Here is a 21835-nt window from a genome sequence, read left to right as displayed (position 1 = left end):
GCAGCCTCTGGCTCAAGCCTTTGGCCACACCTCACACCCGCGCCTCTTCCAGCCGCCCGCCAACCCGGATCATCCGCAGCTTTAGCGTCTTGCCGGTGCGGTCATCGGTCTCGACATAGACCCCCGACAGCGTGGCAGGCCCGCCCGCAGGCTCGAACCGCGCTTTCGGCATGCCGGTGATAAAGCGGCGCAACGGCTCCAGCTTTTCCATCCCGATCACCGAATTGTAATCGCCGCACATGCCCGCATCGGTCAGATACCCGGTGCCCCCGGTCAGGATCTGCCCGTCGCCGGTGGGCACATGGGTATGGGTGCCGACAACCAAGGATGCCTGCCCGTCACACCAATGCCCCATCGCCATTTTCTCACTGGTAGCTTCTGCATGCACATCGACAATCGCCGCCTGCACCATGCCGCCCATCGGATGCGATTTCAGCACTTGTTCAATCGCCGAAAACGGATCGTCAAACGGGCGCTTCATGAACACTTGCCCCAGCACCTGCGCCACCAGAACCTTGCGCCCTTGGGTCGCGTTAAACACCCGCCAGCCCTTGCCCGGTGCCACCTTGCTGAAGTTGATCGGCCGGATGATCCGCGGCTCCTGCTCGATGAACGACAGCATGTCCTTCTGGTCAAAGGCATGGTCCCCCAGCGTCAGGCAATCCGCCCCCGCCGCCAGCAGGAGTTTCGCATGCTCCGGCGTCAGACCCGCGCCGGATGAGGCATTTTCGCCATTCACCACCACGAAATCGAGGTTCCATTCCAGCCGCAAACCCGGCAACCGCTCGGCAATCGCCGCGCGCCCGGTCCGGCCCATCACATCGCCAAGGAAAAGCATTCGCATGCCCAACCGATTAGGCCCCGGCGCACCCGCCTTCAAGCAAAATCAGCGCGGCCTTTGAGCGCCCGCTCCACCGCCCTGCCAACTGCCTCCCTTTGCAGCGTTGACGCCGCCCCCCACCCCGCTACCTTGCCCGCATGGACACCCTCCCCCCCGCCTTGTCGCAGTGGTTCACCGAAAAGGGCTGGAGCCTGCATCCGCATCAGTGGGACATGCTGGCGCGCGCGCGCGACCCCGCCACCCTGCTGATTGCGCCCACCGGCGGTGGCAAGACCCTCGCCGGGTTCCTGCCCACCCTGGCCGAGTTGACCGCAACCCCGGCCAAGGGTCTGCACACGCTCTATATTTCCCCGCTCAAAGCCCTCGCCGCCGACATCCGCCGCAACCTGCGCACGCCGATTGAAGGCGCAAACCTGCCGATCCGGGTCGAGGACCGCACCGGCGACACCACCTATACCCAGCGCCGCCGCCAGCGCGCCGACCCGCCGCATATCCTGCTGACCACGCCGGAATCGCTTGCGCTGCTGCTGTCCTATGAGGACGCGCCGCGCATCTTTGCCGGCCTGCAACGGGTGATCTTGGATGAACTCCACGCCCTTGCCGAATCCAAGCGCGGCGACCAGATGACGCTGCTGCTCGCCCGGCTGCAAAGCCTGTCGCCCGGCCTGCGTCGCGTCGGCCTGTCCGCCACGGTCGAAGACCCGCCCGCCCTCGCCCGCTTTCTCGCCCCCGATACCGGCATCCTGCTCGCCGATCCCGGCCCGCCGCCGGATATCCAGATGCTGGAAACAGACACGCCGCCCCCTTGGGCGGGGGGCGGAGGGCGCTATGCCATGGTCGCCATTCTGGAGCAGGTCAAACAGCACCGCACCACCCTGATCTTTCACAACACCCGCGCGCAGGCCGAGCTGTTCTTCCGCGACCTCTGGCTCGCCAATACCGAAGACCTGCCCATCGGCATCCACCACGGCAGCCTGTCGCGGGAACAGCGCGAACGGGTGGAGGCGGCGATGGTCGCCGGCCAATTGCGCGCCATCGTCTGCACCGGCAGCCTCGACCTTGGCATCGACTGGGGCGATGTCGATCTGGTGATTCAGGTCGGCGCGCCGAAAAACGTCAAGCGCCTCGTGCAACGCATCGGCCGCGCCAACCACCGCTACAACGCGCCGTCAAAGGCGCTCTTGCTCCCCGCCAACCGCTTTGAGGTGGTGGAGTGCAAAGCCGCCCTTGATGCCGTACGCGACGGCACGTTGGATGGTGAACCCCGCGGCCCCGGCCCGCGTGACGTGCTGTGCCAGCACATCCTGCTGACCGCCTGCTCCGGCCCGTTTGACGCAGGTCAGCTTTATGCCGAGGTGATCACAGCAGGCCCCTATGCCGCCCTCACCCGTCCGGCCTTTGACGCCACGCTCGATTTCGTCGCCACCGGCGGCTACGCCTTGCGCGCCTATGACCGCTGGCAGCGGCTGAAACAGACCGGCGGCCTGTGGCACCTGCGCGACCCGCGCGCGGCAGCGGTGATCCGCCAGAACCTTGGCACCATCATCGACATCGAGACCCTGAAGGTGCGGCTGAAAAACCGCTTCGGCGGCACACCGCTGGGCGAGGTCGAGGAATCCTTCGCCGCCACCCTCACCCCCGGCGACACCTTTCTGATCGGCGGGCAGGTGGTGCGCTATGAAGGCTTGCGCGAAATGACGGTAGAGGTGACCAACCAGCCCGGCCGCGATCCAAAGGTCGCTGTGTTCAATGGCACAAAATTCGCCACATCCACCCTGCTCACCCAGCGGATTCTTGACATATTCCAACAAGAGCGCTGGTCCGACCTGCCCGCCCACACCGCGCAATGGCTCAGCCTCCAGCGCGAGGTGTCACGCCTGCCCGATGCCGAAACCCTGCTCTGCGAAAGCTTCCCCCATGACGGGCGCGAGCATCTGGTGGTCTACGGCTTTGCCGGTCGCAACGCCCAGCAAACCCTGGGCCTGCTGTTGACCAAAGCGATGGAAGAGGCGGGCCTCGCCCCGCTTGGCTTTGTCGCCACCGATTACGCCACCCTGATCTGGGGAATCGACGCGGTTGAGGATGCCGCGCCCCTGTTCGACCTGCACGCCCTGCAGGACGGGCTGGAGACCTGGCTGGCGGGCAACGCCGTGATGAAACGCACCTTCCGCGCCAGCGCCATCATCGCCGGTCTGATCGAACGCAGCCATCAGGGCCGCCGCAAATCCGGGCGGCAAGCGACATTCTCCTCCGACATCCTCTACGACACCTTGCGCAAATACGATCCCGACCACCTGCTGCTGCAGATCACCCGCGAAGAGGCGATGCGCGGGCTGATCGACTTTTCCCGCATCGAAGACCTGCTCGCCCGTGTCTCGGGCCGGATCGAGACCCGCCGCCTGCCCCGCCTGTCGCCGCTGTCGGCACCGCTCTTCCTCGAACCCGGCCGCATCCCGGTGCAAGGCGCAGGCCGCGAGCGGCTGGCCGAAGACGCGGCCCGGCGGTTGATGGAAGCGGCGGGACTGGCCTGACGCCATGCGCTTGCGGAACTGTGGGACGCCTCCGGCGGGAGTATTTCGAAAGCAGCAATGCGCAAGGGGGGATTGCCTTGGCGACGAGGCACGGGCAGATCAGGCGGCATGAGCCTTGCCCTTAGCCTTGCCACAGAGTCGCTGATCGCCCGCCCGTCCGGCGCGCTGTTTTGGCCGGAGCGTCAGCTTTTGTGCGTATCGGATCTGCACCTTGGTAAATCGGAGCGTTTGGCCCGCCGCGCCGGGGCGCTGTTGCCGCCCTATGAGACGCGAGAAACGCTGTTGCGGCTGGAGGCCGAGATCGAGGCCACCGGGGCGCGCTCGGTGATCTGTCTGGGCGACAGCTTTGATGATGCCGCCAGTCTGGACGGGCTGGACGAGGCCGACCGGCTATGGCTGACGCGGCTGATCGCAGGGCGTGACTGGATCTGGATCGCGGGCAACCACGACGCCGGGCCGCTGGAGATTGCGGGCAGCCACCGGGCCGAGGTGCTCTTGGGCGGGCTGGTGTTCCGCCACATCGCCGAACCGGGCGCGCAGGGTGAGGTCTCGGGCCATTACCACCCCAAGGCGCGGCTGGCGGGCAAGGTCTGGCGCTGCTTTCTGGCGGACCGCGCCCGGCTGATCCTGCCCGCCTTTGGCACCTATACCGGCGGGCTGTGGTGCCATGATCCGGCTTTGACCGGGCTGCTGCAGCCCGGCGCACTGGCGATCTTGTGTGGCGGCGCGGTCGCCCGCGCCATCCCGATGCCGCGCCGGGCCTAAGCGGTCAGACCTTCCGGCTCGGGCAGGCCATGCGCCCGGCAGCAGGCCGTCAGCGTATTGGCCAAGAGGCACGCGATGGTCATCGGCCCCACCCCGCCCGGCACCGGCGTGATCGCCCCCGCCACTGCCGAAGCAGAGGCAAAATCGACATCGCCGACCAGGCGGGTCTTGCCGTCGCGCTCCACCCGGTTGATGCCGACGTCAATCACCGTGGCACCCGGTTTCACCATATCTCCGCTGATCATCTCTGGCCGGCCGACCGCGGCCACCAGAATATCCGCGCCCCGGCACACCGCCGCCAGATCGCGGGTGCGCGAATGCGCAATCGTCACCGTGCAGCTGTCGCCCAGCAAAAGCTGCGCCATCGGCTTGCCCACGATGTTGGACCGCCCGACCACCACCGCCGTCATTCCCGCCAAAGAGCCGTGATAGGCCCGTAGCATCATCAGACAACCCAGCGGCGTGCAGGGCACCATCGCCTTTTGCCCGGTCCCCAGCAGCCCGACGTTCGAGATGTGGAACCCGTCCACATCCTTGGCCGGGTCGATCGTGTTGATGACCAGATCGGCGTTCACATGCCCCGGCAGCGGCAGCTGCACCAGAATGCCATGCACCTTTGGGTCGGCATTCAGCGCGCGTACCAGCGCCAGCAGATCCGCCTCTGACGTATCCGCCGCCAGCTTGTGCTCAAAGCTGATCATCCCGGCCTCGACCGTCTGCACGCCCTTGTTGCGGACATAGACCTGTGACGCCGGGTCTTCCCCCACCAGCACCACCGCCAGCCCCGGCACAACGCCATGCTCTTCGGACAGCCGCGCCACATGGGACGCCACGCGCGCCCGCACACCCGCGGCAAAGGCCTTGCCGTCAATCACCACTGCTGACATCTCACCCGTCCTTTCGCATCGAATCCGGGCCAAGCCGGTTTTCCTCGCGCGCGATGGACCAGTCGATCAACCGCCGCCACAGCTTTTCCACCAGCTCGGGCGGCAGGCCATAGGCTGTCGCATGGCGGCGCACATTGGTCACCACCTCTTCGACCCGCGAGCCGATGCGCGCAGGCAGATCCACCTCGGCCTTGATCTCGGCGGCGCGGTCGATATAGCCCGCACGTTCGGCGAGCAGCCGGACCAGCGCTTCATCCAGCCGGTCAATCTCGGCCCGGATGTGGACCATGGTTTCACACTCGGCAGGTTTGCGCATAAGACCCTTCCCGTTCAGATGCCCCGACATAAAGCGCCGCCCGACAAAGGGCAACGCGGGGATTTGCCTCAGAGCGACCGTGACAGCCGTTCAGAACAGACCTTCGACATCGCCATCCGCGTTCAGCCGGATCACCTCTGCGCTCGGCACCCGGGGCAGGCCGGGCATGGTCATGATCTCGCCGCAGATCGCCACGACAAACCCCGCCCCCGCCGACAACCGTACCTCGCGCAGCGGGATGGTATGGCCCACCGGCGCGCCGCGCACGGTCGGATCGGTGGTAAAACTGTATTGCGTCTTGGCAATGCAAACCGGCAAAGCGCCGTAACCCGCAGCCTCCCAGACTTTCAGCTGATCCAGAACCGCCTTGTCGGCCACCACCGCCCCGGCGTGATAGATCCGCTTGGCAATCGTCTCGATCTTGGCAAACAGCGGCATGTCGTCAGGGTACAGCGGCGCGAAATCGGCAACGCCACTTTCGGCCAGATCCACCACCTTGCGCGCCAGATCCTCGATCCCCGCGCTGCCTTGGGCCCAATGTTTGCACAGGATCGCCTCGGCCCCCTGCGCCGCCACATAGTCTTTGACCGCCTGGACCTCGGCCTCGGTATCGGTGGTGAAATGGTTGATCGCCACCACCACCGGCACGCCAAACCCCTTTACGTTGGCGATGTGGCGGCCAAGGTTGGGGCAGCCTGCCTGCACCGCCGCCACATTCTCGGCCCCAAGGTCGGCCTTGGCCACACCGCCGTTCATCTTCATCGCCCGCACCGTGGCGACAATCACCGCCGCCGCTGGCCGCAAGCCCGCCTTGCGGCACTTGATGTCAAAGAACTTTTCCGCCCCCAGATCGGCACCGAACCCGGCCTCGGTCACCACATACTCGCCCAGCTTCAGCGCGGTCGTGGTGGCGATCACCGAGTTGCAGCCATGCGCGATATTGGCAAACGGGCCGCCATGCACAAAGGCCGGGTTGTTCTCCAGCGTCTGCACCAGATTGGGCTGCATCGCGTCTTTCAGCAGCACCGTCATCGCGCCATCGGCCTTGAGGTCGCGCGCCGTCACCGGGGTTTTCGCGCTGGTATAGGCCACCACGATATCGCCCAGCCGCCGTTCCAGATCGTCCAGATCCCGGGCGAGGCACAGAATGGCCATCACCTCCGACGCCACCGTGATGTCAAACCCGGTCTGGCGCGGATAGCCGTTCGACACGCCGCCAAGGCTGGTCACCACATCGCGCAAGGCGCGGTCGTTCATATCCATCACCCGCCGCCACACGATGCGGCGCGCGTCCATGTCCAGCGTATTGCCCCAGTAGATGTGGTTGTCGATCATCGCCGCCAGCAGGTTGTGCGCGCTGGTGATCGCGTGGAAATCGCCGGTGAAATGCAGGTTCATCTCTTCCATCGGCACGATCTGCGCCATGCCGCCACCCGCAGCGCCACCTTTCATACCGAAATTCGGGCCAAGCGAGGCTTCGCGGATACAGACCACCGCGCGCTTGCCGATCCGGTTCAGCCCGTCGCCAAGCCCAACCGTCGTCGTGGTCTTGCCCTCGCCCGCCGGGGTCGGGTTGATCGCGGTCACCAGAATCAGCTTGCCATCGGGACGGCCCCGCAAAGAGGCGATAAAGCCTTGCCCGACCTTGGCCTTGTCATGGCCATAGGGCAGCAGATCGGCCTCAGGTATTCCCAGTTTCGCGCCGATCCCTTGAATGGGCAGCTTTTTCGCCGCGCGGGCGATCTCGATATCGGATGGTAGTGCCATGTCTCTCTCCCAGGGTCAGGCTTGCACCTTTTTGCGGCGCTTGGGCCCAGTGTTACCGGGGCAAATGCTCGCGACACAGGCATTTCCGACCTGTCGCCTGCAAAAAATCGCCGCTAACGCGCCGCAAACCGCTATCCGCGCCGTGCGTCGGCCAGATGCGCCCAGACCGGCTGGTCGGGGACATACAAGGAAATCGCCTCTCCCAGACTAAAAACCCCTTCCCGCTCCACCCAGGCGGTGATGCCGCGCCGTCCGTTGGCCGCCGTCTTGAACCTGGCGCCAAAGCCGGGATGCGTCGCCTCGATCGGTTTGCCGGGCAGCACGCAGGGGCGGTTTTCCATATCCACCACCAGCGTCGCCCCCGCCGCGCCCTGCAACCGTGACGACGGCGGCAGATGCGAGAAATCCGGCAGGCCTTCGATCACCATCGTCGCGCCCACCAGCGCCGGGTCCAGCGCCGCCAGCCCCATGCGCTGCGCGATCTGCGCCAGATCCTCTGCCCCCATCACTGAAAACTGCCGCGTGTTGCGGATCACCGTGTCGCGCGGATAAAGCGCCTTGACCCGGCTGCATGCAGGCCGCGTAAGCCCGCCATGCGCCTCGCCCATTGGCCCGTCAAAATGCGCGCGCAACGTTGCCACCGGCTCTGCCTGCAACTGCCGCGCCCGGTCGGGCACCACGCCCAGCCAGACGATCCGCCCCACAAAGCCGGTCGGTTTCAAAGCCGCCATTGCCCACCCCTTTTGCGCAAATGAAAACCCCCGGCGCCGTCAGGCTCCGGGGGTATGTCACATCAACCAGATGTCAGGCCGTCGGCTCCGGCTCCAGCCCGCCAGTGGTTTTCGGCTTCAGCTTCGGGATCGACGGAATGGCCGTCAGCCCCCCACCCGAAGCCGGCTTGTCGGCATCATCGCCGCCGCCCAGTTTTTCACCGGCAACCACCTTTTTGATCTCGTCGCCGGTCAGGGTTTCATATTCCAGCAGACCCTGCGCCAGCCGCTCGAACTCGGTATTCTTCTCCAGCAGGATACGCCGTGCGGTCTCATAGCCTTCGTCGATCAGGCGTTTCACTTCCTGCTCGATCAACCGTTTGGTTTCGGCCGACACCGAGAACCCGCCGGTATTGCCGGAATAGCCCTCAGCCGCTTCGGCATAGTCGATATTGCCGACCACATCCGACATCCCCCAGCGCAGCACCATGGCGCGCGCCAGAGCCGAGGCTTGCTGGATGTCGCCCGAAGGGCCATTCGACACCGAATCCTCGCCCCATTTGATGATCTCTGCGGCTTTTCCGGCCATAGTCATCGCGATGCGCTGTTCGCACTGATCGCGGTGCCAGTTCAGACGGTCCATCTCCGGCAGGCTCATCACCATGCCCAAAGCACCGCCGCGCGGAATGATCGTTGCCTTGTAGACCGGATCACACTTCGGCAAAGCCATCCCTACAACCGCGTGGCCAGCTTCGTGATAGGCGGTCATTTCCTTCTGGTCCTGCGTCAGCACCATGCTGCGACGCTCGGCCCCCATCATCACCTTGTCTTTGGCATTCTCGAAATCGTCCATCGCAACAAAGCGACGGCCAATACGCGCGGCCATCAAAGCCGCCTCATTCACAAGGTTCATCAGATCGGCGCCCGAAAATCCGGGCGTGCCGCGCGCAATCGTGCGCAGATCAACATCCGGCCCCAGAGGTACCTTGCGGGCATGAACGCCCAGGATCTTCTCACGCCCTTTGATGTCAGGATTCGGCACGTGAATCTGGCGGTCAAACCGGCCCGGACGCAGCAAGGCAGGGTCCAGCACGTCTTTGCGGTTGGTGGCGGCGACGATGATCACACCCTCATTCGCCTCAAAACCGTCCATCTCGACCAGCAGCTGGTTCAGCGTCTGTTCACGTTCATCATTGCCGCCGCCGATGCCAACGCCACGGGCACGGCCCACAGCGTCGATCTCGTCGATAAACACGATGCAGGGCGCGTTCTTTTTTGCCTGTTCGAACATGTCGCGCACCCGACTGGCACCGACGCCCACGAACATCTCGACAAAATCAGAGCCCGAGATGGTAAAGAACGGCACCCCGGCCTCACCGGCAATTGCGCGGGCCAGCAGGGTCTTACCTGTCCCGGGCGGGCCAACCAGCAGGGCACCCTTGGGAATCTTGCCGCCCAGACGGCTGAATTTCTGCGGGTTGCGCAGGAATTCAACAATTTCTTCCAGCTCTTCCTTGGCCTCGTCAATCCCGGCCACGTCGTCAAATGTCACCCGGCCATGCTTTTCGGTCAGCAATTTGGCGCGCGATTTGCCAAAGCCCATCGCCCCGCCTTTGCCGCCGCCCTGCATCCGGTTCATGAAGAAGATCCAGACCCCGATCAGCAACAGGAACGGCAGGAAGGTCATCAGGATCGACACAAATCCCGATTGCTGCTGCGCCTCGGCCCGCACTTCAACACCGGCGGCAACCAGCCGGTCGGTCACATCGGTGCCCTGCGGCACGATGGCGGCATAGGTATTGCCGTCGCGCCCCCGCACCTGCAGCCGTTCGCCGTCGATGACCACGCTGGTCACTTCCCCGGAATCCACCCGCTGCACGAAATCCGAATAGGAGATCTGCCGCGACGAGGTGGTGGCCTGATTGCCACTGAATAGATTGAACAGCGCCAGGATCAGAAAAAACAGAACGACCCAGAAAGCGATATTTCGTGCATTGCCCACGCAAGCGTCTCCTCACATGTCCGCCTGCCCGAACGGAGCGGCGGTCTTGCCTCCTAAGATAGACAGAACGGCGCGGGGTTCAATGCGATAACAGGAATAAGCCAAAACCTGCCGTCAATGTCGCAGCAAATTCTTTACCAAACGTTAATCCTGATCCGAGCCCCGGGGCCGCCAGCAGCCGGTCACCCTCCCAGACCCCCGGCGTGACCAGTGCGGCCTCGCGCGCAATCCCCGCCGCGCGCCAGTCCGGCAGCTGCGCCAGCCCCTGCACGCCGACCGCCCGCACCACGCCCGCACCCGGCCCCGTCACCCGCCAGCGCCCGTCCCACACCGCGCCCAAAGCCACGTCCGGCCCCAGTGCGCGCGGCTCGCGCAGCAAGAGCGCGCAGCCCTTGCGATGCACCAACCGGCAGCCCCACAGCGTGCAATCCCGCCCGTCGCGCAGGCCCTGTACCATCCGGCCAAGCGCTTCGGCACGCGGTGGATAGTCCGCCCCCGACAGCCACATCAGCCCCGCCTGCACCAGCCGCCGCGCCAGCTCGTCGGGCAATGCGGCAAAGCCCGCCCGGTCCAGCTCCAGCGCGCCCGCCCGTTCACCCACCAGCCGTTCAGCCGCCTCGGCCGCCAGCCCGCGCAGGTCGGCCTGCACCGCCGCCAGATTGCGCGCCACTGCTGCCAGCCCCGGCGCGGTGATCCCCACAGCAGCCAGACCCGCCAGCGCGCCCCGCATCTTCACCCGGTCAAAGGCCAGATCCTCATTGCTCGGGTCATCCACAAACCACAGCCCGCGCCGCTGCAAGAACCCGCGCAGCGCCGCCCGCGTCACCGCCAGCAAAGGCCGGTGAAACGCCACACCCCCCTGCTGCCACCGGGGCCGCATCCCCGCCAGCCCGTCCAGCCCCGCCGCCCGCGCCAGGCCCAACAGCACCGTCTCAGCCTGATCATCCGCCGTATGCGCCACCAGCACCGCGCCAATGCCCTGCCGTTGCGCCCAATCGGCCAGCAGGCCATAGCGCGCGCGCCGCGCCGCTGCCATCAGATTGCCTTCGACCGCGCCATGCTGCCAGACCAGCACCTCATGCGGCAGTCCCAGCCCGGCGCACATCTGCCCCACCCGCGCCGCCTCTGCCGCCGCCGCGGCGCGCAGACCATGATCCACCGTCGCCACCGCCAAAGGCCGCTGCGCCACCGCCTGCATCAGATGCAGCATCGCCATCGAATCGCCGCCGCCAGACACCGCCAGCCCGACGACACCCTGCCCCGGAATCAATGAAAGCGCCCGACGGGCGCTTTCAGTCAGATCAAGGTCGGGCATACTCCGGTCCGGGTCGCTCACTGGCATTGATACCCTTGCATCGCCACCTGTGCCTGCGTCGCGGCAAGACTGCCCGGATAGCGCGTGCCCACCTCGGCCAGCGTTACGCAAGCCTCTGGCGTCTGCCCCAGCACACCCAGCGCCTCCCCCAGCTTCAGCAGCGACTCGGCGGCAAACTGGCCGTCAGGATTCGCCGAAAACGACTCCAGATAGGCCCGCGCCGCATTCGAGGTTTCCCCCAGCTGCACCAGAGCTTCCCCCCGGCTGAACTGCGCCTCCTGGCTCAGCGGCGAGCCAGGATAGGATTGGGTAAAGGTCGCAAAGAGGTCCGCGGCGGTGCGAAAGTCACCTTGACCGAGCACCGCCCGGGCCCGGTCAAAATCCGCCTGCTCGCCAATCGCCAGCTCTACCCCGCCCGTCACCGGGCCGGTCGGCTCTTCGATCACCACCGCATTGGGCGATTGCGCCGGGGCCGCTGCCCCACCGCCGGTATCCCCGCCCAACAGCGGCGTGGTGCCCACGGTGGCAATATCGCAGCCCGGAGTCACTTCGCACAGCCGGAATTCCAGATCGCCGATCCGGTTGGTGCCATCGCTGACCACCCGGTTCAGCCGCAGCTCGATCTCTTCGGCCCGCGCGGTCAGCCGCGACAGTTCCGCTTCCATCGCATCCATCCGCTGCAGGGCCGAGCCACCGGCCAGCGCGCCGCCTGCGGCCCCGGTCTGCACCAGCTCCGCCTTCAGCCCGTTGAACGCGGCAGAAAGCGAACCCAGCTCTGCCCGGATATCCGCCAGCGTTTGCGGGTTGGTCTGCGAAAACGCAGGCCCCGCCATCAACACCAGTGCCGTAAAGGCCGCACGCAGCATCCGCTTACGCCCCCGCGCCCATCGACAGCACCGTGACCGAACGACGGTTCTGCGAATAGCAGGCCTCGGTCGAACACACTTCAATCGGGCGCTCTTTGCCATAGCTCACGGTGCGCATGCGCCCCGCAGGAACACCTTGCGAAATCAGGTAGTTCTGCACCGCAGCCGCCCGACGCGCGCCCAGCGACAAGTTGTATTCCCGCGTGCCCTGCTCATCGGCATGGCCCTCGATGATGACGGCATAAGAGGCGTTGGTCATCAGCCATTGGGCCTGCCCGCTCAGCACCTGACGGCCCTGATCGGTCAGCGTGTGCTGATCCACCGGGAACAGCACGCGGTCGCCGACGCGCTGGTTGAAATAGGCGATCGACTGCGGGTTGTTCGGATCACCCAGACCGGTCGTGTCCACGAAACCGCCATTCATGCCGCCCGCGCCCCCTGCGCTGCCCGCTCCGGCACCACCAGCGCCAAAACGGTCAGGGTTGTTACAGGCTGCCAGCCCAAAGGCAGCGACAAGGAGAAGGGCCTTGGGAAGAAGCGACATATTCAGTTTCCTTTATTCCTGGCTCGATTGGCCATGATCTTATCAGAGTTTGCGCGCCCTGTGAATCGGGCGCGCCAGTTCAGCTCAAGGCAGCAGCGGCGACCACGCCGGGTCTGATGCGGCACCGTCCGTCGGGATCTGGCGCAGATTGCGCCCGGAAATATCCACCGAATACAGCGCCGCCGAGCCGCCCGCGCCGCTGGTTTCGCGGGTGAACATGATCACCCGGCCATTCGGGGCCCAGGTCGGGCCTTCATCCAGGAACGACGCCGTCAGCAACCGCTCTTCCGAGCCGTCGGTGCGCATCACGCCGATGTGGAACCGGCCCTGATGCTGCTTGGTAAAGGCGATCATGTCACCGCGCGGCGACCAGACCGGGGTGCTGTAGCGCCCCTGGCCGCCCGAAATCCGCCGCGCCTCACCGCCACTTGCGGGCATGATATACAGCTGCTGAGTGCCCGAGCGATCCGATTCAAACACGATCTGGCTGCCATCCGGGCTGAAACTCGGCGCAGTCTCAATCGACGGCGCATTGGTCAGCTGGCTCAGGTTCCCCGAGCCGAGGGTCAGCATGTAAAGGTCAGAGTTGCCACCGCGCTCCAGCGAGAATACGACACGCCCGCCATCCGGCGAAAACCGTGGCGCAAAGGTCATCGTGCCCTGCTGCTCGGCCAGGGTCTGCGTGCGCAAAGACCCCACATCCATCAACGTGATACGCGGAAAACCGGTCGCATAGCTGGTGTACAGAATCCGGTCTCCGGTGGGCGAGAATCGCGGGGCCAGCACGATGGACGAGCTGTCGGTCAGGTACTGCACGTTGGCGCCGTCGTAATCCATCACCGCCAGCCGCTTCAACCGCTGGTTCTTTGGCCCGGATTCGCTGACAAACACCACGCGCGTATCAAAATACCCGCCCTCGCCGGTGATCCGGCTGTACGCAGCATCGGCCACCTTATGCGCCATCCGCCGCCAGGTCTGGGTGGTGCCGGCAAATTGCAGCCCCTCACCCAGTTGCTGGCCGCTGAACACGTCAAACAGCCGGAACTTCACCACGATCCGGTCGCCCGAAACTGTCACCGCCCCGGTGATCACCGCCTGCGCGTTGATCGCCTTCCAGTCCTCATACCCGATCGAATTGTCAAAGCTGCTCACGCGGGCAATATGCGCCTCGCGCGGGATCTCGCGGAACAACCCGGTGCCAGACAGATCGCTGGCAATCACACGGGCGATGTTACGGGCATATTCCCCCGCACCGCCCTCATCGACAAAATCGGGCACAGCAAACGGCAGCGGTTCGATCACCCCTTCGGTGATCTCTATCCTGAGCGGCCCCGATTGCGCTTGTGCCGGGGTCTGCACGCCGGACAGGGCCATCAAGGCAATGGCCAGAACGGGGGCCAGAACCGGCGCAAGGGCGGGAATCAGAAAGCGTTTTACTGTCATCATGGCCTCGGGTTGTCCTCGGTCTGTTGCGGGCAGCATAGCGCAGCCATCGCCGGGGTCAGGGAGAAAAGGAACAGGGATCGCTCCGTTTCGGCAAAATCTGGCGTAAACGTGATCATCGCATCCGCATCCCATCCGGGTTGAACACAAGCTCCATCTCGCGCCACTGGTCATATTTGTCGGCCGGCAGCGGGAAACCGCGCGCGCCGCAGCGGATAATCGCCCGCCGCGCCGCTTCAAACGCGCCACGCGCGCCCGCCTCGGTGCCCCCGGTCGCGTCGATCATGCGGATCGAACCGGCATCCGGCACTCCGTTCTGCGCAACAGAGACATAAACCACCACCGTCGTACGCAAGGCATCCGACGACAACGAGCCGACATTCCAGCACTGCTGTACCGCCACACGCAACGCATCCCGCTCGCCGCTGGTCATTGGCGGGCCCTGCGGCGCATTGGTCGCCCCGCCGGTCGGGGCTGGTGTCTCTGCCGCCAAAGCTTCGGCCAGCGCTGCCGCCACGGCATCGGCATTGGTGTCGGGTGTCGGCGTGGGCGCGGGATCTGGCGTTGTCGCCGCCGCCGTCTCTCTCGGCGGCGCTTCACTGCGCACCGGGCGGCCCCGTGGGCGCGGGCTGCTGGGCGGTGCGCCAGAGGCCACGACCTGCTCATTCTGATTGGCCTCGGTCTCCAGCACCGTGCCCGCCTCTTCCGGCTGGGCCTCGGGCTGTTCCGGCTCCACCACCTCGGGCGTCTCCACCGGGTCCGGCGTCACCGCCTCGACCGGGGCCTCGGCCACTTCGACCGCAGGCTCGGGCGCATCCACCGGCACCGGAGCCACGCGCGGCGCGGGCTTGGGCCGGGGGCTGGCGGTTGGCGGCAAAGGCACCTCGGGGATCGGGTCCGGGTCCACTGGCAAGGGCAAAGCATCCGCCACGCCGTTGTTTTCCGGCAACGGCTCGGGCACAGGTTCCGGCTCCGGCACGGGTTCAGGCTCGGCAACCGGCGCAGGCTCCGGCAAGTCCGGCACCACCGGCGGCGGCGGCTCGACCACCGGCTCTGGCTCCGGCTGCGCCGCAGGCGGCTCTGGCGCGGGTTCCGGCGCAGGCGCAGGCTCCGGCGTTGACGGCGCTGCCGCCACCATCGCGTCAAACTCCGCCGCCGAGATCAGCGATACCTCCGCCACCTCGACCGGCGGGGCATCCTTGCGTGTAAACAGCCAATCCCCCAGCATCACCCAGAGGATCAAAGCCGCATGGCCAGCGCCGGAAATGAGGGTGCCCGTCTGCATTGCGCGTGCGTTTTCCCAATCGGCCTTAGTTGCCGCTGCCGTTCATCGCAGGCCCGTCCGTATCGGTCACCAGACCGATGGAATTGAACCCGCCCGCATTCAGCGCGCCCATGACTTCCGCCACCCGCTGATAGGGGATCGCCCCATCGGCACGCAAAAACACCTTGTTGCTGCTCCGCTCTGCCGCAATCGCCGTCAACCGCAGAATCAGCTCTGCGACCGGCACATCGGTGGTCTGGATCAGGGTCCGCCCGTCCGCCGTCAGCGTGATGGTCAGCGGCTCTTCCTGCTCAGTCGGCAAGGCACTGGCGGCGGTGCGCGGCAGTTCTACCGGAACCCCCACCGTCAGCATCGGCGCAGCCACCATGAAGATGATCAGCAGCACCAGCATCACGTCAACAAAAGGCGTGATGTTGATCTCATTCATCGCCGCCGACTTGCCGCGACGACGACGGCCCGTCCCGCCGCCCGATCTCTGCTGAACCCCACCCGCCATGGCTCAGGCGTCCAGCTGGCGCGACAGGATGGTCGCGAATTCATCGGCAAAGCTTTCATAGCCGCCCAAGATCCGCTCACTGTCCGAGTTAAGCTTGTTGTAGAACACCACCGCCGGAATGGCGGCAACCAGACCGATGCCGGTCGCCAGCAGCGCCTCGGCAATGCCGGGGGCCACAACGGCAAGGTTGGTGTTCTGGCTGATGGCGATCTGCTCGAACGCGTGCTTGATGCCCCAGACCGTCCCGAACAGCCCGATGAACGGCGCAGTTGCGCCGGTGGTCGCAAGAAACGACAACCCGGTGTTCAGCCGCTCGCTCTCCCGCGCGATGGCCACATTCATCGCCCGGTCGATCCGGGCCTGCGCGCCCGCGATCAGCGCCCCATCCTGCCGGTGGCTGCGCCGCCATTCCATCATCCCGGCGGCAAAGATCTTTTCGCTCGCCCCCTCGGGCGTCGGCCCGATCTTTTCAAACAGCTCGTCCAGCGGCTCGCCCGACCAGAACGCGCGGTCGAACACCTCGGCCTCCCGGCGCGCGGCACGATAGATGATATGGCGTTGCACGATGGTCGCCCAGGACCAGAACGACATCACCATCAGCATCAGCATGACGACCTTCACCGTCAGCGTTGCGCGTGCAAAAAGGGCGATCAAGGAGAAATCAATCTCCTGCGCCATCGCAAGGGTTTCGGTTTCCATTACGCCTGCTCTTGTTATCGGGGCCTTGTTGACCGCCTGTTAGCAGTGATTCTATCCGGATTTGAAGCGGATTGCCAACACAACTGCGTCACAAGGCGGCAGATCGCTGAAACATCCTGTAACAGCCAAAGCGCGCGGCTCTGCTCCGAAAGTGTGCAGGCGAGCAGATGTATGGGGCAGCAACGGCTGCTTTGCGGGACGGAGCGGACGTTGAGTACATCTGAACCAGTGTCCGCTTGCGTACTACGACAGCAGCTTGCGCCTTGGTAGAAAGTGGTTCAGAAATCTTGGCATGGAACCATTTGCCTTAGCGATCTTTGCCTCCGCCCTGATTCTGAATGCTGGGACCCCTGGGCCCTCGATTGCTGCCCTTGTCTCACGTGTAATTTCGCGTGGCTGGGCCGATGTAGCACCCTTTCTCGCTGCTATGTGGATCGGAGAAATCATCTGGTTGTCGTTCGCAATGGCGGGCCTTGCAGCATTAGCCGAGACATTTCACGGGGCTTTCTTGATCCTGAAGTACTTAGGAATAGCCTATCTGATCTATCTAGCCTGGAAGATGTGGACCGAGCCTGTGAACACCGATGCGGCGTCATTGCCCAAACGGCAATCGGCGGGGGCTATGTTTTTTGCCGGGTTTGCGCTGACTTTGGGTAATCCGAAAATTATGGTCTTCTACCTCGCGTTGTTGCCGTCATTTATTGATCTTACACAACCGAGTTTGGGCCTTTGGGCGATTATTGCTGCCGTCACAGTTGCAAGTTTGGCTGTGGTTGATCTCTTTTGGATTGTATTGGCACATCACGCTCGTTCGTTCCTGAAAACGCCCAAGGCGATCCGGGTTGCGAACCGCATCGGTGCGACTGCGCTCGCCGGCGCTGCGGGCGTCATAGCTTCAAGGTAATCGCATGGCTCTCGAAGGTATAGCGAGCAAACACATCGCTTCTCTGAGTTTCAAGTTCGAGCCACCATTGCCAGGGGAGTTCATCAGGTTTCGCGCAGCTTGCGGCTGGGGAGAAATCGGAGAAGACACGGCGCGCGCTGCATTGAACGCGAGCCTGCTCGCCGTGACATGTCGGTCTGGCGAAAAGCTTGTAGGTTGCGCTCGCGTCGTGGGTGATGGGGTCTTATACTTCTACATTCAAGACGTCATCGTCAGTTCAGATTGGCGCGGCCACGGGATTGGCAAAAGGATAGTGAGCCTCCTGATGGAACGCCTGGAGGAGCGTGCGCCGAACGGTGCCACCATTGGTCTAATGGCTGCGGCTGGGAAAGAGCTCTTTTATGAACAGTTCGGATTTCAAGCCCGGCCGACAGATCGCCTCGGCGCTGGCATGACGCAGTTTGTCAAAAAGAGTACCTAAGACAAATTCCCAAAAGCTGTCATTCATGCATCACGCAGCATTGGTCAAAATGGGCTCCAAACCGCCGCACACCCGGCACTTGCAAATGCCCCACAAATCACCATGAAAAGCTGCCGTCCATCCCCTTGATGACCCCGGTACAGCCCGGACGCGATCTTATCTCAGAAACCGCCCGCTTCACCCCCAATCGTTAAAGCTTCCCTAAAACCAAATCGTAACCCCTTGATTTTACGCGCGCCATCACCTTTCCCCCTGTGTTACACGCCCCCCTGTAACACTGCCCTCACCCCGGCCGGTATCCGCACCGCCCCCATCCCGGCCCCCACGCAGACCAGCACCACACGGGCCGCAAACAGCCGCTCTTCCCCGCGCCAGACCGCCTGATCCAGCACGATCTTCGCGCCCCCCAGCTCGACCAGTTCCGTGGTCACGGCCAGCAGATCGTCAAACACCGCGGGCCGCAGATAATCCGCCTCCACCCGTCGCACGGCAAAGACGATGCCCTGCTCCGCCCGAAGCCGTGCCTGATCGACCCCACAGACCCGCACCCATTCACTGCGGCCGCGCTCGATGAATTTCAGATAGTTGGCGTAATAGACGATCCCCGCCAGATCTGTATCCTCGTAGTAAACCCGGACTTCAAACCGATGCGTCACACCCGTCCCCTTTTTCCAATCCCACGGAACCCGCCCCGCCGCGCCACGTTGTTCCCCGCCCCGACCCGGAGTCCCCCATGCACCGCACCGCCCTTCTGCTCGCCCTGACCCTCGCCACCCCGAGCCATGCCGAAGAAGTCGGCCGCGTCGGCGTCGACTGGGTCGGCAACGACATCATCATCGAAAGCGTGGCCGACCCCAAAGTGCAAGGCGTCACCTGCCACCTCGCCTATTTCGACCGCTCGCTGATCGACCGGCTTTCCAACGGCAACTGGTTCGAAGACCCGTCCTATTCCGCCGTCGATTGCGTGCAGACCGGCCCAATCACCATCGGCGATATTGATGACGACGAAAGCGGCGAGACCGTGTTTTCCGAACGCCAGTCGCTGATCCTGAAATCCCTGCGCATCACGCGGATTTATGACGCAAAGAACAACGCCCTGATCTACCTCGCCCACGCCAACGAACTGACCCAAGGCTCGGGCAAGATGTCGATCTCGGTCATTCCCGTTCCTCCGGCAAACTGATCCGCGCCGCCAGCCGCAACGCGTGGCTGGCATCGCGCGCCACCACCGGCATCATCGGATTATAGGCCGCCCGGATCACCCCGGCGATGTCGGGCTTCAGCACAGCCGCACCCTCCAGCATTCCCAAAGGCGATGCCCCGGCAAAGGCCCGCTCGCTCCATGACAAAACCGCCTGAACAGCCTGCGACAGCGCCAGAGTCTCGGCGGGCAGGTCACTCAGATGGGCATCCATCCGCACAAACACGAAACAGGCCTTGATCGCCCCCGCCGCGTCAAACCGGAACACCCGGTACTGGTTGGCCTCTGCCGCCTCCAGCCGGTCCAGCAGCGCGGGCAGACCTTCGATCAGCCGGTCCAGACCGGGCACCCCGCGCAGTTCATCCCAGTCGCGCACGAAAAACAGCATCAGGTTTGCGCCCAATTCCGGATCGGTCTCGTCGATCCTGTGCCCGGCCAAGGCCACCACCGCCTCGACCGCGCCCTTGATCACCCCCAGCGTGGCGTCATCCACCCCGAACACCACCGGCACAATCGGCCGCCCCCAGCGGGCGCAGAGATAGCTGCCGTCGCCGCGTGTGAACAAAGCCCCGATCTGATCCGCGTCCATATCCGCCCCCATTTCGCTGCCCCGCCCTTACCGCCGCCAGCCACCACAGACAACGCCCCCGCATTGCTGCTTTCAAAATACTCCCGCCGGAGGCATCCGAAGCCGCCGCCCGCGCTGGACTCGAAAGCCCGGAACCCCGATATAGACCCCATGTCCCTGCCACCCGGTTTCCTTGATGAATTGCGCACCCGGATCTCGCTCTCACAAGTCGTGGGGCGCAAGGTCACCTGGGACATGCGCAAATCAAACATGGCCAAGGGCGACTGGTGGGCCCCCTGCCCGTTCCATCAGGAGAAATCCGCCAGCTTTCATGTCGATGACCGCAAGGGGTTTTACTATTGCTTCGGCTGCCATGCCAAAGGCGATGTGCTGACCTTTATCAAGGAGTCCGAAAACACCGGCTTCATGGAGGCGGTGGAGATTCTGGCCCGCGAAGCCGGGATGCAGATGCCCGCCCGCGACCCGCGGGCGGCGGAAAAGCAGGATCACCGCACCCAGCTGGCGCAGGTGATGGAAGAGTCGGTGAAATGGTTCCGCCTGCAACTGAAAACCGGCGCCGCCGCCGAGGGCCGCGCCTATATCGCCAGACGCGGCCTGTCCGACGCGGCCATCGACAGATGGGAAATCGGCTTTGCCCCCGACGCCCGGCAGGCGCTGTTCACCACGCTGGTCCAGAAGGGCTTTGCTGCCGATCTGATTGTCGCATCCGGCGTCTGTGCCAAAGCCGATGACGGATCAATCTATGACCGATTCCGCGGCCGCATCATCTTTCCGATCCGCGATGCGCGGGGCCGCGCGATCAGCCTTGGTGGCCGCGCGATGGACCCGAATGCCCGGGCAAAATACCTCAACGGCCCGGAAACAGAGCTGTTCGACAAAGGCCGCAACCTGTTCAACCACGCCCCGGCGCGCGAGGCGGCGGGCAAGGGCCAGCCGTTGATCGTGGCCGAAGGCTATATGGATGTGATCGCCCTGTCCGAGGCCGGGTTTCAGGCCACCGTCGCCCCCCTCGGCACCGCCGTCACCGAAGATCAGCTGCGTCTGATGTGGCGCATCGCCGATGAGCCGGTCATCGCGCTGGATGGCGACACGGCGGGTATCCGGGCCGCCCTGCGGGTCATCGACCTGGCGCTGCCGCTGCTGGAGGCGGGCAAGGGTCTGCGCTTTGCCGTGCTACCGCCGGGGCTGGACCCGGATGATCTGATCAAGCAGCAGGGCGCGCCCGCGATGCAAAAGGTGATCGACACCGCCCAGCCGATGGTCACCCTGCTGTGGCGGCGCGAGACCGAGGGCAAGAATTTCGACAGCCCGGAACGCAAGGCCGCGCTGGACAAGACCCTGCGCGCGGCCCTCAAACGCATCGCAGATCCGTCAATCCGGGGCCATTACGGCGAGGAGATCAAACGCCTGCGTGGCGATCTGTTCGGCACCAATGCCCGCCCCTTTGCCCCCTTCACCCCGCGCCCGCCGCGTGCGCCGTGGCAACCGGGCCAAAAGGGCAAACCGTTCCAGCCGATAGCACCAATGGCCAGCACAAAGCTGTCGCTGCTCGCCACCCCCGCCGATCTGGTGCAGGACACCCTGCGCGAGGCGGTGGTGCTGGCCGCCTGCATCCATCACCCCGGCCTGATCGCCCAGTTCGAATCGGCGCTGGAGCGGCTGGATTTCATCGGCCATGGGCATGACACGCTGCGCAGCCTGATTCTGTATCACCAGTCCGCGCCCGACCTGCGCGCGCTGCTGATGACCGAGGCGCCGCTGCCGACCGAAGCCGTACTGCTGCACCCCCATGTCCGCATCACCGCCGCCATCGGGCCCGACGCCCCGGACGACGCCGCCGAGCATTGTCTGGCCGAAGCCTTGGCCCGGTTGCAGGCTGATCGCGCGCACAGGCTTGAAATTGCCGATGCAGAAGACGATGTAACAGGCGTGGCTGACGAAGGCCTGACCTGGCGCGTGTCCAAAGCCGCCGAGGCCCGACACTCTGCCGCCCGCGGTCCACAGGATGCCAAGGGCGAATCAGTCATCGCACCGAATGGTGTGGAACTGGACCGTGATGAGCTGACCCGCGCCCGTTCGCTGCACGAGTCCATTGATTTCACCCGTGGCGGGCGTGGTGGTAAGCAATGAGTAACCCTTTTCCCGACCAATCGGGCAAGAAAATGCAGACTCCGACCTTTAACCCGGCGTGATTCGCGGTATTGATTCGGAAAC

At 64.8% G+C, this 21835-nt stretch carries 21 protein-coding genes; 6 read left to right on the top strand and 15 right to left on the bottom strand.

Going from position 1 to position 21835, the window contains the following annotated elements; genetic code table 11:
• Window positions 1-31: 31 nt before the first annotated feature.
• Window positions 32-844, bottom strand: a complete 813-nt coding sequence (locus D1012_RS06655) for a TIGR00282 family metallophosphoesterase (protein WP_118150608.1) — start codon at window positions 842-844, stop codon at window positions 32-34.
• A 134-nt stretch (window positions 845-978) separates the two neighbouring features.
• Here D1012_RS06655 and D1012_RS06650 point away from each other — a divergent pair, with 134 nt between their 5' ends.
• Window positions 979-3372, top strand: coding sequence for a ligase-associated DNA damage response DEXH box helicase (locus D1012_RS06650; protein ID WP_118150527.1), 2394 nt, complete (start codon window positions 979-981; stop codon window positions 3370-3372).
• Window positions 3373-3480: 108 nt separating this feature from the next.
• The gene (gene pdeM, locus D1012_RS06645) at window positions 3481-4137 is read left to right on the top strand and encodes a ligase-associated DNA damage response endonuclease PdeM (RefSeq protein ID WP_118150526.1); all 657 of its coding nucleotides are present in this window, start codon (window positions 3481-3483) and stop codon (window positions 4135-4137) included.
• Here the strand turns inward: pdeM and folD are convergent.
• The 12 genes from folD to tolQ form a co-directional block, all read right to left on the bottom strand.
• A complete protein-coding gene (gene folD / locus D1012_RS06640; RefSeq protein ID WP_118150525.1) occupies window positions 4134-5024 on the bottom strand; it encodes a bifunctional methylenetetrahydrofolate dehydrogenase/methenyltetrahydrofolate cyclohydrolase FolD in 891 nt (296 codons plus the stop codon). The genes pdeM and folD overlap by 4 nt on opposite strands.
• Window position 5025: 1 nt before the next feature.
• A complete protein-coding gene (locus tag D1012_RS06635) occupies window positions 5026-5340 on the bottom strand; it encodes a chorismate mutase (protein ID WP_118150607.1) in 315 nt (104 codons plus the stop codon).
• Between the two features lie 90 nt (window positions 5341-5430).
• Window positions 5431-7107: a formate--tetrahydrofolate ligase gene (locus D1012_RS06630; protein ID WP_118150524.1), complete on the bottom strand. Its 1677-nt coding sequence runs from the start codon at window positions 7105-7107 to the stop codon at window positions 5431-5433.
• Window positions 7108-7238: 131 nt separating this feature from the next.
• Window positions 7239-7838, bottom strand: a complete 600-nt coding sequence (locus D1012_RS06625; protein WP_118150523.1) for an MOSC domain-containing protein — start codon at window positions 7836-7838, stop codon at window positions 7239-7241.
• Window positions 7839-7911: 73 nt separating this feature from the next.
• Window positions 7912-9819: an ATP-dependent zinc metalloprotease FtsH gene (gene ftsH, locus D1012_RS06620; RefSeq protein WP_118150522.1), complete on the bottom strand. Its 1908-nt coding sequence runs from the start codon at window positions 9817-9819 to the stop codon at window positions 7912-7914.
• Window positions 9820-9898: 79 nt separating this feature from the next.
• Window positions 9899-11134, bottom strand: a complete 1236-nt coding sequence (gene tilS, locus D1012_RS06615) for a tRNA lysidine(34) synthetase TilS (protein ID WP_158569244.1) — start codon at window positions 11132-11134, stop codon at window positions 9899-9901.
• Between the two features lie 17 nt (window positions 11135-11151).
• A complete protein-coding gene (gene ybgF, locus D1012_RS06610) occupies window positions 11152-12000 on the bottom strand; it encodes a tol-pal system protein YbgF (protein WP_118150520.1) in 849 nt (282 codons plus the stop codon).
• 4 nt (window positions 12001-12004) lie between these two features.
• Complete coding sequence (gene pal / locus D1012_RS06605) at window positions 12005-12544, bottom strand: peptidoglycan-associated lipoprotein Pal (RefSeq protein WP_118150519.1); 540 nt, start codon at window positions 12542-12544, stop codon at window positions 12005-12007.
• Between the two features lie 84 nt (window positions 12545-12628).
• A complete protein-coding gene (tolB, locus tag D1012_RS06600) occupies window positions 12629-13987 on the bottom strand; it encodes a Tol-Pal system beta propeller repeat protein TolB (RefSeq protein ID WP_118150606.1) in 1359 nt (452 codons plus the stop codon).
• A gap of 115 nt (window positions 13988-14102) precedes the next feature.
• Window positions 14103-15272 carry a cell envelope biogenesis protein TolA gene (locus D1012_RS06595; RefSeq protein WP_118150518.1) on the bottom strand — a complete coding sequence of 390 codons (1170 nt, stop codon included), beginning with the start codon at window positions 15270-15272 and terminating at the stop codon, window positions 14103-14105.
• A gap of 25 nt (window positions 15273-15297) precedes the next feature.
• Entirely contained in the window at window positions 15298-15768 is a 471-nt protein-coding gene (tolR, locus tag D1012_RS06590; RefSeq protein WP_118150517.1) for a protein TolR, read from the bottom strand.
• Window positions 15769-15771: 3 nt separating this feature from the next.
• Complete coding sequence (gene tolQ, locus D1012_RS06585; protein WP_118150516.1) at window positions 15772-16467, bottom strand: protein TolQ; 696 nt, start codon at window positions 16465-16467, stop codon at window positions 15772-15774.
• Window positions 16468-16759: 292 nt separating this feature from the next.
• On the opposite strand from tolQ, the gene D1012_RS06580 reads away from it, so the two are divergent.
• Complete coding sequence (locus tag D1012_RS06580; RefSeq protein ID WP_118150515.1) at window positions 16760-17371, top strand: LysE family translocator; 612 nt, start codon at window positions 16760-16762, stop codon at window positions 17369-17371.
• Window positions 17372-17375: 4 nt separating this feature from the next.
• A complete protein-coding gene (locus D1012_RS06575) occupies window positions 17376-17831 on the top strand; it encodes a GNAT family N-acetyltransferase (RefSeq protein ID WP_118150514.1) in 456 nt (151 codons plus the stop codon).
• 257 nt (window positions 17832-18088) lie between these two features.
• Here the strand turns inward: D1012_RS06575 and ybgC are convergent, their stop codons facing one another.
• Window positions 18089-18487 (bottom strand): tol-pal system-associated acyl-CoA thioesterase, encoded by a 399-nt coding sequence (gene ybgC / locus D1012_RS06570; RefSeq protein WP_118150513.1) that lies wholly within the window; start codon window positions 18485-18487, stop codon window positions 18089-18091.
• Between the two features lie 77 nt (window positions 18488-18564).
• Between ybgC and D1012_RS06565 the strand changes: the two genes are divergently transcribed.
• The gene (locus D1012_RS06565) at window positions 18565-19014 is read left to right on the top strand and encodes a CreA family protein (RefSeq protein ID WP_118150512.1); all 450 of its coding nucleotides are present in this window, start codon (window positions 18565-18567) and stop codon (window positions 19012-19014) included.
• Here the strand turns inward: D1012_RS06565 and D1012_RS06560 are convergent.
• Window positions 18989-19621 (bottom strand): hypothetical protein, encoded by a 633-nt coding sequence (locus D1012_RS06560; protein ID WP_118150605.1) that lies wholly within the window; start codon window positions 19619-19621, stop codon window positions 18989-18991. The genes D1012_RS06565 and D1012_RS06560 overlap by 26 nt on opposite strands.
• A gap of 150 nt (window positions 19622-19771) precedes the next feature.
• Here D1012_RS06560 and dnaG point away from each other — a divergent pair, with 150 nt between their 5' ends.
• Window positions 19772-21751, top strand: a complete 1980-nt coding sequence (gene dnaG / locus D1012_RS06555) for a DNA primase (protein WP_118150511.1) — start codon at window positions 19772-19774, stop codon at window positions 21749-21751.
• The last annotated feature ends 84 nt before the right edge of the window (window positions 21752-21835 follow it).

The organism is Pseudotabrizicola alkalilacus, from assembly GCF_003443995.1.
Lineage (GTDB): Bacteria > Pseudomonadota > Alphaproteobacteria > Rhodobacterales > Rhodobacteraceae > Pseudotabrizicola > Pseudotabrizicola alkalilacus.
This window is presented reverse-complemented; position numbering and strand designations above follow the sequence as displayed.